Source organism: Arthrobacter alpinus, from assembly GCF_001294625.1.
GTDB lineage: Bacteria > Actinomycetota > Actinomycetes > Actinomycetales > Micrococcaceae > Specibacter > Specibacter alpinus_A.
This window is the reverse complement of sequence record NZ_CP012677.1, coordinates 3732242-3746047: the sequence shown is the minus strand read 5'-3', so window position 1 is coordinate 3746047 and position 13806 is coordinate 3732242. Positions and strand designations below refer to the sequence as shown.

Genomic DNA, 13806 nt, shown 5'->3' with positions numbered 1-13806 from the left:
AGTTGGCCCCGTTTTCGCCATCGGAGCGGGCGCACAAAGTTATCCACAGCCTGGGGAGGCACGTCTTGTGACTACCACCAGCACCGGCAAGACTCAACCCATGGGACAGCAGACACCAACGCAACGATTGGCTCAGGCCTGGCCGGCGGGCGCGCCATTGGCGACCACCGCCCAGCTGATGGACGCTGGCCTCGGGGACCGCACCATTGCTTCGGCACTGAAACATGGCCACGTGTTCCGGCTTCGCAAGGGCGCCTACGTCCAAGCCCAAACGTGGCGGGCGCTGAAACCTTGGGAGCAGGACAGGCTGCGGCTGCTCGCCCACCTCGTTACCGTGCGGGGGACGCCCACATATTCGCACTTCAGCGCGGCCCGGTTGCACGGACTGTTCATCTGGCGTTGTGGCCCCCAGGTGCATGTGTCCGCGAGATCATCCGCGTCCGGGACGTCCACACCGACGGACGTGGTCGGCCACCACGAGGCACTTGCAGTCGGCGATGTCCGTTCCATGCGCCTGCGCAACGGCCAGTTGGTTCATGTAACGACGTTGGAACGGACCGTTGTGGATTGTGCCCGGATTGGCGGGTTCGCCGAGGCAGTGATCATCGGCGACCACGCTCTGCGAAAGGGTGCCAGAAGCGAGGTCATGTGGGCCATGGTCAATGATATGGTCGGACGCCGTGGCGTCCGCAAGGCCCGACGCGTGCTGAGAGCCCTCGACGGCAGGAGTGAGTCGCCCGGTGAATCCCGTACCAGATTGATCATTGCGGGAATGGACATCCCACAGCCCGAACTACAAGTGGAACTGCTTGTAGAAGGGCGGGTGTACCGACCGGACTTTGTGTGGACGGAGCAGAGGCTCATTGTTGAGTTTGACGGTGACTACAAGTACTTCGACTTTAAACCGACCGCCGAAGTGATTCTTGCCGAACGCAAACGTGAAAAGCGGCTCATTGAAGCAGGCTGGCGATTTGTGCGCCTTGAATGGAAGGACTTGTCGAATCCTGCGGAGGTGAGGCGGAGAATTCTGGCAGTTTTCAGCGCACAACGGGGTTCCCTTGCGGCATGAAGTACGTTCTCGCACCGAAAACGGTGCCAACCCGCCAGGACGGTGTATGTTGAGCGTGCGTTCGCGGGTTGAGCCCGTGCTCGCGGTTTGAGCCCGTGCTCGCTGGCCATAGGGCCACGGTCTAGGTCCACGGCGCCGGGCGCAGGGCCCCGGTGTGCCGGACAGGGATGTTCAGCATGATCGTGCACAAATTCGTGGCCCGCATCTTATGATGGGAGCATCTCCCCGAGGCCCCTGCCCCCCACCGCCCACCTCCCTGGGCCCCACCACACTGAAAGGCTGGAACACGACAATGGATGCAGCCCAACTTGGCGCCACACTGCGAGCGCGCCGGCGCGAGCTGAACCTGACCCAAAGTGAGGCGGCCGACCTCGCGGACATCTCCACCCGGGTGCTCAGCGATCTGGAGAACGGGCGCGAAACCGTGCGCCTGGACATCGTGAACGCTGTGGTGAACGCATTGGGACTGAGCCTGAGCGTGAGCGTTCAGCGACCGTGAAGAATCCCGAGGATGCCAAAAGGATCCACCACGCCGTGGTCTACAAGAAGGGGCGTGCGGCGGCGTCCCTGATCCGTCATGCCCACACCGGCGTTGTCTTCTCCTACCTGCCCAGCTACCTGAGTTCCGGTGGCCCCGCCATCGCCTCCACCCTGCCGGCCCTCGACGTCCCTGTGACGCTCAGCCACGGCAACGTCCCGGCGTTCTTTGCCGGGCTGCTGCCTGAGGGCGAGCGCCTGGCCAAGTTGCGATGGGCCGTGAAAACCACCATCGCCGACGAGTTTTCACTTCTGCTGGCGGCCGGCGCCAACCCTGTGGGCGATGTGCAGATCATGCCCTCCGGGGTGCAGCCGGAGCCGGTACAGCCGCTGTTGAACGTCACCAAGACCATGGGCCGTATCCGGTTTTCCGACTTTGCCGCGATACCGGGCCCCGTTGACAGTTCGGCATTGCCCGGAATGCAGGACAAGGTCACCGCCTCTTATGTCCATGACAAGGACCCGTCGCGGGCGTATATCTTGAAGTTCAACGACGGCAGCCACGCCCGCCAAGTCCAGACCGAGTTCCTGCTGCTCACCAAGGCCAGGAAGCTGGACATCCCTGTCGCCAACGCCCGCTTAGTGCACGACGGCGCCGGGCAGGCCGCGCTGCTTGTCTCACGTTTTGACCGGTCCCCCAGCGGACGCCTGGCGCTCGAGGATGGCGCCCAGCTACTTGGCCTACCCCCGGCCCGGAAATATGGCATTCCCACGGAGGCCGTTGCCACGGCCGTGGTCGGGATGTGCGCGGCACAGGTACTGGCCGCCAGGAATGTGTTCTTACAGTTCATGTTTGCGTGGCTGACCGGCAACGGCAATCTGCATGCCAAGAACATCTCCGTGGTCCAACAACCCACGGGCGAGTACTTTGTTGCCCCGGCCTACGACCTGCAGTGCACACTGGCAGCGGAGATCGAGCAGGGCTTCGCGGCTGGTGTGCCAGGCGGCATTCTCACCGAGCTGACCGACGGGGATCCTTCCCGGGACCCCGGTATGGCCCTGCCCCTCGGCGGCCGTGCCGGGAGCCGCACAGGTTTGCGGCGCAACGACTGGCTCCGCTTTGGGCGCTCCCTGCACCTGCCCGAGCGTCTCGTGGCCAAGTGCATCGACAAGGCGCTGGACGCCTCCGTCCTGACCACGGCGGAGCTGCCGTTTGAGCCGGAGGTTAGTGCCGCCGTCGTCCGGGTCCTGGCCATCAGGCGCGCGGCCATTGCCCGGTGATACGGTGAAATACTTTTACTGACGAATTGACGCTAAAATGTCGATATGCCACGAATAGCCGCCCCCACGAACGCGGCGCAGCGCGAGCAGACGCAGCGCAAAATCCTCAACGCCTTCGGCGAACTCTTGTTTAGCCACGGTCTACCCGGGCTCACGATGACGGATGTCGCCAGGACCGCCGGCGTTGGCCGCACCGCCGTTTACAACTACTTTGCCGACCTCGAACAGCTTCTGGTGGCTTACGCACTGGATGAAACCGGCCGCTTCGTCACCGAGCTGAAGACCAGGCTGGCCGGGCTGGAGAACCCGGTGGACAGGCTCACCTTGTACGTTCGGGCCCAGCTGGAGGACCTCACCCGCCGCCACCTGCCGCCCGGACCTGCCATGAGTTCGGTGCTTTCACGCGAATCTTTCGCCAAACTTGGCGTCCACGTCGGCGAGCTGAACCATCTGCTGGCCGACATCCTACGCGACGGCATAGACCAGGGGTACCTGCCTGCTTCCGATATCGAGGGCCTTGCACAGCTGATCCACGGCTCGCTGACGGCCAGTGCGTCCAGAGGCAGTTCAACAACACCTGATGAGGACCGGATCGCCGCGGCGGTGCGCTTCATCCAGGCGGGCGTCGGTGCGGCCTTCGACGACGATGGGCGGCCCGTCACCGTCTGCTAAAGCCATCCACTAGTTTGCCGGGGAAACCGCTGGGCCGTCCGGGGCGGGCGGCACCGTTGACGGGTCCACCGGTGGCGGGCTCATCCTCGGGCAGGAGAGGACTCCGGGCGTCTGATCAACCTTCTCTGAATCTATCAGCCCCTTGTATTCCCCGGTCACGACGAAATCGACGCTTGCGTCCGTGCGGTCATCCTGAACATATTCCGCCCCGACAACGTTGCGCTGGAGGTTGAAGGCGCCTGCGTACCCGGCCGAACCCGACACCACCACCGCGGGGGCCCGCTGCTCGGTCTGCCCATTTTCTACGGACAGGACCTGAAAACCACGTTTCCCAAGTTCAGCGGCAACCGCCCCGGCCATCCCCTCAGAGCTACCGGCGTTCAAAACATTGACGCTCACGGTGGTATTTGCAGGGTAGTCGAGGGTGAGTGCCGGGCAGGTGAGTGCTGGGGCCGTGGGCTTGGAAAAGGCAAATTTTAGCTCCAGTTCGCCTCGCTGAACCATCCCCACAAGCACCACTGCGGCCACTACGGCGGCCAACAATAGCACCAGGGTGACCCCGTGCGTGATGCGCCGGCGCACGGTTCCAGGGGCATATTCGGGGGTTTCCGGTTCCGGAAAGGCCTCCGCCAACCCATCGGCATCAATGATGTGACGCCCGTGCCAAAACTGCCCGTCCTTGGATCTCTTGCGGGCCAGACGCTCCTCATAGGCGAGGTCCTTGGCCTGGCGAACGGCCTCACGCTCAGCCTTACGTGCTTGGCGGGCGGTGAGCAGGACGTCGTCGTCCTGAGGCCCCTCAGTCATCTATCACCAACACACGGGCGTGGAGGATGGTGCGCTGGTGCAAGGCGGTACGCACCGCCCGGTGCAGGCCGTCTTCCAGGTACAGCGTCCCGCGCCACTGGACAACGTGTGGAAACAAGTCGCCAAAAAAGGTGGAGTCCTCCGCCAGCAAGGCCTCTAGATCCAGCTGCGCCTTGGTGGTCACCAGTTCCGCCAGACGCACTTGACGTGGTGCAACGGCAGCCCAGTCCTTGGGCGTCACGTGGCCATGGTCCGGGTAGGGTCGCTTGTCGCCGACTGCTTTGAAGATCACCCCCTCAGACTAGGGACAACATGCCCGGATGGGAACTGTCCCGCAGGCGAGCCGCCCCGCGTGTTGCCAAAAGGTTACACTTGGCTCATTTCGGGACGGGCCATGGGCACTGGGTGCCAAAAACTGGGATCATGGGTTCATGACTATCCAAACTCCGCCATTGGCCCTCTTGCTTGACGTGGATGGCCCCATCGCCAGCCCGGTCACCCGCAGTGTCGACGCCGGCATCATCGCCGATCTGAATTCGCTGGTGTCAGCAGGCATTCCCGTGGTATTCAACACCGGCCGCTCCGACACGTTCATCGCCGAACAAGTCATGGCGCCGATGATCGCCGCCGGCCTCCCGCATGGAGCAGTGGTCAATGCCATTTGCGAGAAGGGCGCCGTCTGGTTCAGTTTCACCGCCGACGGCCCGGGAACTATCCATGTGGACAAAGATTTGGCCGTACCCGCAGCCTACGGCGACCAGGTCCGCTCACTTGTGGCCTCCAGCTACGCCGATCACATGTTTTTTGACGAGACCAAGCGGGCGATGGTGTCGGTGGAACAGCACGTCAGTGTTGAGAACGCCGACTATCTGATCGAACAGCAGGACTTTGATGGGGCCGCCATGAAACTGTTGTTCCAACATGGGTTGGGGGCTATTCGTCTGGGACACGAGAGCCCCGATGAGGCGGGCAACATCGACTTCCGGGTGGATCCCACCATCATCTCCACCGACATTGAGTCCATCCGCCTGGGCAAGGATTTGGGTGCCAGTCGAGCCGTGGAATTGCTCGCCGCGCAGGGCATTGTGCCCGCAGCCTGGCGTACCATGGGCGATTCCCGCACCGACTACGCCATGGCTGATTGGCTGCACTACAACGACCACTTGGTCAAGCATGTGGATGTCCGCCCGGCCGACGGCGTACCGACCAAACCATATGCGGTGCTCACCTCTGTCGACCTTGGCTTGGGCGAAGAAATCATCCACGACGACGCCGGGGCCGCGTTCCTGCGCGCCTGGCTCGACGCCGTCACGGACTGAGGGCGCCTCAGTCGTCAAGCCAGAGCTAATTCAACGGCCGCCAGCAGTTCAGGGGCATCGGGTGCAACAGCTGAGGGGAAGCGGGCTAGCAAGGTACCGTCGGCCTTGACGAGGAATTTCTCAAAGTTCCATTTAACCGGCTCCTCCCCTTGGTTTGTCAGGGCTCTGAACAGCGGGTGTGCGCTGTCCCCGTTGACGTCCGCCTTCGCTGCCAGGGGGAAGGTGACACCAAAGTTCTTGCGGCAAAATTCACCGATCTCCTCGTTTGTTCCGGGCTCTTGCCCGCCAAACTGGTTGCAGGGCATCCCCAGGATTTCCAGTCCGCGTCCGCGGTAGTTTTCATAGAGCGCCTCGAGGGCTTCGTACTGCGGGGTGAAGCCACACTCCGAGGCGACGTTGACCACCAGCACGGCCTTGTTGGCCAGAGCTGCAAGCGTGGAGGTGGTGCCGTCATTGAGGGCAATGGGAACGATGTTAAGAGTCTGAGTAGTCACAGTGAAAGTCTAGACCTGCGCCCTGTGCCGATGTCGCAGGGCAAAATAAAAGCGGCCCCTAACGGCATTTCTGCCATTCGGGACCGCTTTATTGCTGGCGGAGGATGGGGGATTTGAACCCCCGAGGGCGTTAACCCAACACGCGTTCCAGGCGTGCGCCATAGGCCGCTAGGCGAATCCTCCAGCTTGCCGTGGTGAACACGGCAGGTTCAAGAGTACCTGACAAAGTGCCGAAGTCACGAATCGTGCATCCAGCACCCCCGGAAGCGCAAAAAACGAGGGCAGCGGGACCCCGTTCAAGCCCAACTACCCTCATTTTCCGCTTCGGTCCATCGGAAGGCAGACCTTCTAGAAGTGGACCAGCCCCAAAGGGACCTCACCCACATATACGCCGCGGCACTCCCTCCGCAACGTATATAACTTCCAATTTTACAACATTGCCATGCGCCTGTGATTTAAAGCACGCCAAATTCCGGCCGCATAAGAGTATTGAATTGAAACTATCATCCAAACGGACAATGGACGGGACTATCTCATTCCTTCTCGTACCGCCAGGACGGCCATGACAAAACCGACCAGGGCGCAAGCTACCGAAGCCATCCACAGCAGCGCTTGTTGTCCGGAATGTCGGTGCGTGCGTTGGGTGCTGTGCGTGGAAAACACTTCAAGGCGCAGCAACGCCGAAATTCCAAAGACAAAGGCAAGCACCATGAATACCCATTGAAAGAGTCCGTAGTACATAACAGTCCTCAATTCCTCAGGTCTCGGGCAAGCTTGGGGGCAAAGCCGTCCGGGACCCCTGTTATTAGTGTCAGGAGTGCCCCTCTGTGGCGAACGTACCACCGCAGCGCAGAAATTGATATGGCGCATCCCGGCCACACCCAATTCGCCCCTCCCCTCCCAGTCAGGTAAGCTGTTTGACGGCCCCTCATGTGGCGTCACCCTGTGAACTCCCCCAGGACCGGAAGGTAGCAAGGGTAAGCGGGCTCTGGCGGGTGCATGGGGGGTCTTTACTTTTCCCCAGATTTGCCCACTCTGCGGCATTGTCCGGCATTTTGTCAGGCGGATTAGATAGGGTTTTACTTGTGAGCGCACCAACAGCCCTTTATCGCCGATACCGCCCCGATTCGTTTGCGGACGTGATCGGCCAGGAGCATGTCACCGCCCCCTTGATGGCAGCCCTGGATAAGAACCGAGTCAACCACGCCTATCTTTTTTCCGGCCCCCGCGGCTGCGGTAAGACCACCTCGGCACGCATTTTAGCCCGCTGCCTGAACTGCGCCAAAGGCCCCACTTCCCATCCTTGTGGAAGCTGCGACAGCTGCGTTGAGCTCGCCCGCGGCGGCCCCGGCTCACTGGATGTCATTGAGATTGACGCTGCCAGCCATGGCGGTGTTGACGATGCGCGCGATCTGCGCGAACGCGCCACTTTTGCCCCCATCAGGGACCGCTACAAAATCTTCATTATCGACGAGGCCCACATGGTCACGTCCGCCGGCTTCAATGCGCTGCTGAAAATTGTTGAGGAGCCGCCGGAGCATATCAAGTTCATCTTTGCCACCACGGAGCCTGACAAGGTCATTGGCACCATCCGTTCGCGCACCCACCACTACCCTTTCCGTCTGGTGCCGCCCGAACCACTCATGGCTTATTTGGCACAGTTGTGCACAATGGAGAATGTGCCGGTCGCTCCCGGCGTCCTTTCCCTGGTGATCCGCGCTGGCGGTGGCTCGGTTCGTGACTCGCTGTCGGTCTTGGACCAGCTCATGGCCGGAGCCGGTGCTGCGGGCCTGGACTACGAACTTGCAGTAGACCTTCTTGGCTACACGCACGCCTCACTGCTCGACGACGTCGTGGAGGCCCTGGCCGCGGCCGACTCCGCCACGGTCTTCAAGTCAGTGGACCGGGTCATCCAGACAGGACATGACCCCCGGCGCTTTGTCGAAGACCTGCTGGAACGTTTCCGAGACCTCATCATTGTCCACGCCATGCCGGAAAGCGCACACGCCATTTTGCGCGGGACCCCAGATGAACTCATCGCCCGCATGCAGACGCAGGCAGCCCAGCTCGGCGCCGCCGAACTTTCGCGCGCGGCAGATGTCACCAACTCTGCGTTCAACGAGATGACAGGGGCCACTTCCCCTCGGCTGCACCTGGAACTATTGGGCGCACGCCTGTTGCTGCCCGGTGCCGACGCCTCAGCCCGGGGCCTGGCCGCGCGGCTCGATGCCATGGAGCGTCGCCTGAACTACGGCGTCACTTCCGCTGCTCTGACGCAAGCACCTACGTCTACTGCAATGCCCGTGGCGCCAGCACCGACCGCCGCGAGTCCGACGTCGTTCCCCACCAGCGCTGCCCCCGTTGCCCAGGGTGGTGGGCTGGCGGCAGTGCGCGCCCAGCTGGCCAAGGCCAAGGAAACAGCGGGAGCGCAAGTGGCCAGCCGCCACCTGGAGGAAGCGGGCCCCGTCCCCACGTGGGACGATCTGCCCACAGTTGCGCCCGTGCCATCTGCGGCAACCGAGTTGGACCCGCCCGCCCAGCCGTCCACGGCCGAACAGTCCAACGCCGAACAGTCCAACGCTGAACAGGCCACCGCCGAACAGGCACCGCAAGCCCAGCGAGAGCAACCCTCACAGCCCCCTGCATCAGCACCTCAGGCTCCGGCACCAGCACCAGCACCAGCACCAGCACCACAGTCTCAAACGCCGCAGGCAGGCGCCGGTTCCTCAGGGATCGAAGTGATTCGCCGCGCATGGCCTGAAATTCTTGGCAACTTGAGCAACATCCGCAAGGTGTCATGGGCCATGGTGAACCAAAATGTGGTGCCCCGCGCATTCGACGGCCAGGCCCTGCGCGTTGCCCTGCCCACCACTGCACTTATCCAGGCTTTTGAAAATGGCGGCCATGCGGACAACCTTCGCCAGGCCATCCACGCAACTTTGGGCATCAGCTGCCAGCTTGACCCGATTACCGGCGACGCACCGTCAACCGGAACGAGCGCTGAGCCAAACCCAAAAGGACTGGCTGACTCCCGCCCACCCAGTCCTGGGCCGGGCCATCCCGCAGGAGTGCCATCCATAGGAGAGCCGGCCAAAGCCCAGGGGTTCATCGGTCCTGAAGGCACTCCAGCTCCAGCCACCGTTCCAGTGGTAGCGGCTCCAAATGCAGCTCTAGTGGTAGCGGTTCCTTCCCCTGTTAGGGAACCCACGGCCGACGATGCCATCAGTTCACCTGTCGCCTCCGAAGCAGCCGCCCGCCGCACCATCCCGGCGTCGGAGTGGTCCGGCCCCATCCCGGAAGAACCGTCCTGGGATGAGGAACCTCCCCACGACGACTGGGTACCCGAACCAGAACTGCGGCACGCCCCGGCGGCTCCCGACGCTACGCAGGTAGCGATCCAAACCCCCGAAGCTGTGCCGGAAGCTGCCCCGTACCGGCCCATGGTATCCCCCATTTCAGCGTGGACCACGGGGTGGGACATTCCGGTGGAACCCGCAGCCCAAAGCGCGCCGGTTGCCGCTGAAACGGCCACCCCGCGACGTAGCCAACTCTTGGCCCAGCAAGCCCAGCAGTCCGGAAGCGGGCAGGAAAGCACCCAGGACGCACCGCAGGACTGGGGCGTCTCCTTGGGAGGTGCCTCACGCAACCGTGTGGCAGATCCGGGTTGGGGGGCTCCCTCCAACGCGCCGGATTGGGCCCAGCCGGCAGATTCGCCCTCGGGGCACTCCAGCCAGGCTCCGGCCGTTGAAGCCCCCAGCCCTGCGCCACTGCCGGAGATAGTGCCAGTGGTCACCAGCGGAACCACGACTAGTGCGCCCAAGCAAAAAGCGGAGCCAGCGGTGTCGGTTGAACCGGCGTCGAGCATTGACACCGCCCAGCCGGCAACCCCCGGTGACGGTGACGGTGGCGCGAAAATGAGCATGTACCAGCGCCTGTCCAACAGCCCCGAAGCCCAGGCCGGACGGGTGCAGGCGCCGTTGAGGGCCGCCGACACCCCTTATGTACAGGACGTCCCGAGCCCCGACGATGTCACCATCGAGGAATCCGGTGTGGTGGGTCAAGCCGCCGTGGAGCGCATTTTGGGCGGGGCCCTGATCGAGGAACGCCCGCTCAACGGCAGCAACTAACGCCTGCAACCGGGCGATTTTCCATTACTTTTAGAACCAACAGAGATGAGCCATTGTGTACGAGGGAGCAGTTCAGGAGCTCATTGACGAGCTGGGACGCCTGCCGGGAATCGGTCCCAAGTCCGCCCAGCGGCTCGCCTTCCACATTCTGGAAGCCGACACCGAGGACATGCAGCGGCTGGTTCGCGCCATCATCACGGTGAAGGAACGTGTGAAGTTCTGCACGGTCTGCGGCAACGTCACCGAGATGGAACTGTGCAACATCTGCCGCGACGACCGCCGCGACCCCACGGTCATTTGCGTCGTCGAGGAGTCCAAGGACGTGCTGGCTGTGGAACGCACCCGCGCCTTCCGGGGCCGATACCACGTGCTGGGAGGAGCCATCAACCCGATCGCCGGGATCGGCCCGGACCAGCTGCGCATCCGCGAACTACTCACCCGCTTGAACGACAGTCAAATCCAGGAGATCATTATCGCCACAGACCCCAACCTCGAGGGCGAGGCGACAGCCACCTACCTGTCCCGGATGCTGAAAACCATTGGCATAACTGTGACCCGTCTGGCTTCCGGCCTGCCGGTCGGAGGCGACTTGGAATACGCCGACGAGGTCACCCTGGGTCGCGCCTTTGAGGGCCGCCGCAACGCCCTGACGTAAAAATCGAACGTACAGTAGTTGTTGATGTGCCGTGGCAACATCAACAACTACTGTACGTTCGGGGCGGGGTTCGGGGCGGGGTCAGCCGTTTAGGACGATCAGGGCGTTTCCGGCGCCAGTTCTGCCAGCCGTTCCCTGGTGGGCGTGCCCGGCGTGGGCAAGTAGAGCACAAAGTGCAGCCCCGGGGCGTCCGAGGGCACCAGTCTGTGGTGTTCAAAAACCAGCTCTCCCACCTTCGGGTGCACAAATACCCGCTGCCGGGAGGCAAAACCCTCCACATCGCGATCAGCCCAAATCCTGGCGAACTCCGCGCTGGCTTCGGACAGTCTGGCCACCAGTGCCTTGTGCGCGTCCGAACCGAGTCGCGGGCCCGCCTCGGCCCGGAACTCGGCCACAAAATGCCGGCTAGTCTCCTCCCAGTCCGGCAGCATCTCGCGTAGCGCCGGATCGGTGAAAATCAGCCACAGCAGGTTCCGCTCCGTGGGGTCGATGGCTGCAATGCGCGAATATAGGCAGGCGTAGGCGTTGTTCCAGCCGGCAATCCCCCAGTCAGGTGCCACGGCAAACGCCGGAAAGTCCCAAGCCTCCAGCAGGGCCTGCAGGTGCGCCGGAGCTGCACCAATAGCGGCCATGTCCGCCGCCGGGACGGCCGCATGGCCGCCCAATGCCAGCACATAGGACTGTTCGGCGGGGCTCAGGCGCAACACTCGCCCGATGGACTCGAGCACCTGACGGGAGGCGTTGATGTCACGCCCCTGCTCCAACCAGGTGTACCAGGTGACGCTCACCGCCGCGAAGGCGGCGACCTCCTCCCTCCGCAACCCCAGGACGCGGCTGCGTCCGATGGGGGGCAGGCCCTGATCCGCCCGGATCAGCCCCGCGCGGCGTCCGCGGAGAAACTGGCCCAGCTCACGCCGTCGCTCTTCATTCATGCCATCAAAACTAGCACTGTCACTACTAGTAGTGAGACCGTCTTCCTCAGCTGCCTCCCAGCTGGTTAACTGTTTTCATGCCTCCCTTACGTTCACGCACAGTCACCCACGGCCGCAACATGGCTGGCGCCCGCGCCCTCATGATGGCCTCCGGCGTTGCCCAGGCCGACATTGGAAAGCCGATCGTCGCCGTCGCCAATTCCTTCACCGAGTTCGTCCCGGGCCACACACACCTCGCCCCGGTTGGCCGCATTGTCTCCGACGCCATCCACGCCGCCGGTGCAGTGGCCCGCGAATTCAACACGATCGCCGTGGACGACGGCATCGCCATGGGCCACGGCGGCATGCTGTATTCGCTGCCCTCGCGCGACCTGATTGCCGATTCCGTCGAGTATATGGTCAACGCCCACTGCGCCGACGTGCTGGTGTGCATCTCGAACTGCGACAAGATCACCCCCGGCATGCTCATGGCCGCGCTGCGCCTGAACATCCCCACCGTCTTTGTTTCCGGCGGGCCCATGGAAGCTGGCCGCGTCACCATGACCGACGGTTCCATCCGCACACTGGATTTGGTCAACGCCATTTCCGACGCCGTCGATGATTCGATCTCCGACGCCGACATCGACCTGATCGAGGCGAACGCCTGCCCCACCTGCGGCTCCTGCTCCGGCATGTTCACGGCCAACTCGATGAACTGCCTGACCGAGGCTATCGGCCTGTCCCTGCCGGGTAACGGCTCACTGCTGGCAACGCACACCGCGCGCAAGGAGCTGTACGAGCGCGCCGGCGCCACCGCCGTGGAGATCGCCAAGCGCTACTACGAGGATGACGACGAATCGGTGCTGCCGCGCTCGATCGCCAGCTTTGAGGCGTTCGACAACGCCATGGCCTTGGACATCGCCATGGGCGGCTCCACGAACACCATCTTGCACCTGCTCGCCGCGGCACAAGAGGCCGGTCTGAAGTACGACCTGGACGACATTGACGCCAAGTCGCGCGTGGTGCCGTGCCTGGCCAAGGTGGCCCCGAACGTGGCCGGCGACAAGACGTTCTACATGGAGGATGTGCACCGTGCCGGCGGCATCCCCGCACTGCTGGGCGAGCTGAACCGCGGTGGGCTGCTGCACACCAACGTCAACTCGGTCCACTCCAGGGACCTCACCGGCTGGCTGGACGACTGGGATATCCGCGGCGGCAAGGCCACCGAGGCGGCGCAGGCCCTGTGGACTGCGGCCCCGGGCGGACAGCGTTCCTCCACCGCCTTCTCACAGTCGGCCGAGTGGACCTCGCTGGACACCGACTCCGCCGAAGGCTGCCTGCGCGACGTTGAACACTCCTTCTCCAAGGACGGCGGCCTTGCCGTGTTACGCGGCAACATCGCCCCCGACGGCGCCGTCGTGAAAACCGCCGGCGTGGACGAGTCCATTTGGACGTTCCAGGGCCCGGCCGTGGTCTGCGAATCCCAGGACGAGGCGGTGGAGAAGATCCTGTCCAAGAGCGTCAAGGCCGGCGACGTGGTGGTCATCCGTTACGAAGGCCCGCGCGGCGGCCCCGGCATGCAGGAAATGCTCTACCCCACGTCCTTCCTAAAGGGCCTGAAGCTGGGCAAGGTCTGCGCACTGATCACGGACGGGCGCTTCTCCGGAGGTACCTCAGGCCTGTCGATCGGACACGTCTCCCCCGAGGCAGCAGCCGGGGGCACCATCGCCCTGGTGCGGAACGGTGACATCATCCGCATCGACATCCCCAACCGTTCCATGGAACTTTTGGTGGACCCGGTGGAGCTGGATGAGCGGCGCGAGCTGCTCGAGTCCACCACCGGCTACCAGCCTGTGGGCCGCCAGCGCGAGGTCTCCGCCGCGTTGAAGGCCTACGCCGCCATGGCCACCAGCGCCGACAAGGGCGCCATCCGCAAGGTGCCCGAAGATGTGGTCCTGATGCGCGCCCCGCGGACCGCGGTGACCGTCTCCTAA

At 63.5% G+C, this 13806-nt stretch carries 13 protein-coding genes, 1 tRNA gene and 1 other RNA gene; 9 read left to right on the top strand and 6 right to left on the bottom strand.

Features of this window, described 5'->3' with window-relative positions:
• Window positions 1-67 precede the first annotated feature (67 nt).
• The 4 genes from AOC05_RS17165 to AOC05_RS17150 all read left to right on the top strand — a co-directional run bounded on the left by AOC05_RS17165 (window position 68) and on the right by AOC05_RS17150 (window position 3499).
• Entirely contained in the window at window positions 68-1069 is a 1002-nt protein-coding gene (locus AOC05_RS17165; RefSeq protein ID WP_062008654.1) for a type IV toxin-antitoxin system AbiEi family antitoxin domain-containing protein, read from the top strand.
• A gap of 292 nt (window positions 1070-1361) precedes the next feature.
• On the top strand, window positions 1362-1568 hold the full coding sequence (locus tag AOC05_RS17160) for a helix-turn-helix domain-containing protein (RefSeq protein ID WP_062008652.1): 207 nt from the start codon (window positions 1362-1364) through the stop codon (window positions 1566-1568).
• Complete coding sequence (locus AOC05_RS17155) at window positions 1565-2827, top strand: type II toxin-antitoxin system HipA family toxin (protein ID WP_062008650.1); 1263 nt, start codon at window positions 1565-1567, stop codon at window positions 2825-2827. The genes AOC05_RS17160 and AOC05_RS17155 overlap by 4 nt, the downstream gene beginning before the upstream one ends.
• 45 nt (window positions 2828-2872) lie before the next feature.
• Window positions 2873-3499, top strand: a complete 627-nt coding sequence (locus AOC05_RS17150; protein WP_062008648.1) for a TetR/AcrR family transcriptional regulator — start codon at window positions 2873-2875, stop codon at window positions 3497-3499.
• A gap of 9 nt (window positions 3500-3508) precedes the next feature.
• On the opposite strand, the gene AOC05_RS17145 is transcribed toward AOC05_RS17150, so the two are convergent.
• Window positions 3509-4306 carry a LytR C-terminal domain-containing protein gene (locus tag AOC05_RS17145; protein WP_062008646.1) on the bottom strand — a complete coding sequence of 266 codons (798 nt, stop codon included), beginning with the start codon at window positions 4304-4306 and terminating at the stop codon, window positions 3509-3511.
• A complete protein-coding gene (locus AOC05_RS17140) occupies window positions 4299-4598 on the bottom strand; it encodes a type II toxin-antitoxin system VapB family antitoxin (protein ID WP_062008644.1) in 300 nt (99 codons plus the stop codon). The genes AOC05_RS17145 and AOC05_RS17140 overlap by 8 nt, the downstream gene beginning before the upstream one ends.
• Before the next feature lie 139 nt (window positions 4599-4737).
• Between AOC05_RS17140 and AOC05_RS17135 the strand changes: the two genes are divergently transcribed.
• Entirely contained in the window at window positions 4738-5625 is an 888-nt protein-coding gene (locus tag AOC05_RS17135; protein ID WP_062008642.1) for a hypothetical protein, read from the top strand.
• Window positions 5626-5639: 14 nt separating this feature from the next.
• On the opposite strand, the gene AOC05_RS17130 is transcribed toward AOC05_RS17135, so the two are convergent.
• From AOC05_RS17130 to AOC05_RS17120, 3 genes are all read right to left on the bottom strand, one after another.
• Window positions 5640-6119 (bottom strand): glutathione peroxidase, encoded by a 480-nt coding sequence (locus AOC05_RS17130; RefSeq protein ID WP_062008640.1) that lies wholly within the window; start codon window positions 6117-6119, stop codon window positions 5640-5642.
• 95 nt (window positions 6120-6214) lie between these two features.
• A tRNA-Ser gene (locus tag AOC05_RS17125) sits at window positions 6215-6302 on the bottom strand.
• 345 nt (window positions 6303-6647) lie between these two features.
• Window positions 6648-6830: a hypothetical protein gene (locus tag AOC05_RS17120; protein ID WP_197277849.1), complete on the bottom strand. Its 183-nt coding sequence runs from the start codon at window positions 6828-6830 to the stop codon at window positions 6648-6650.
• Window positions 6831-7038: 208 nt separating this feature from the next.
• Here AOC05_RS17120 and ffs point away from each other — a divergent pair.
• The 3 genes from ffs to recR all read left to right on the top strand — a co-directional run bounded on the left by ffs (window position 7039) and on the right by recR (window position 10901).
• Window positions 7039-7134, top strand: an RNA gene (ffs, locus tag AOC05_RS17115) — signal recognition particle sRNA small type.
• A gap of 70 nt (window positions 7135-7204) precedes the next feature.
• Window positions 7205-10246, top strand: coding sequence for a DNA polymerase III subunit gamma and tau (locus AOC05_RS17110; RefSeq protein ID WP_082358055.1), 3042 nt, complete (start codon window positions 7205-7207; stop codon window positions 10244-10246).
• 55 nt (window positions 10247-10301) lie between these two features.
• Window positions 10302-10901: a recombination mediator RecR gene (recR, locus tag AOC05_RS17105; RefSeq protein WP_062008636.1), complete on the top strand. Its 600-nt coding sequence runs from the start codon at window positions 10302-10304 to the stop codon at window positions 10899-10901.
• A 98-nt stretch (window positions 10902-10999) separates the two neighbouring features.
• Here the strand turns inward: recR and AOC05_RS17100 are convergent, their stop codons facing one another.
• On the bottom strand, window positions 11000-11833 hold the full coding sequence (locus AOC05_RS17100) for a helix-turn-helix transcriptional regulator (protein WP_062008634.1): 834 nt from the start codon (window positions 11831-11833) through the stop codon (window positions 11000-11002).
• 77 nt (window positions 11834-11910) lie between these two features.
• On the opposite strand from AOC05_RS17100, the gene ilvD reads away from it, so the two are divergent.
• A complete protein-coding gene (gene ilvD / locus AOC05_RS17095; protein WP_062008632.1) occupies window positions 11911-13806 on the top strand; it encodes a dihydroxy-acid dehydratase in 1896 nt (631 codons plus the stop codon).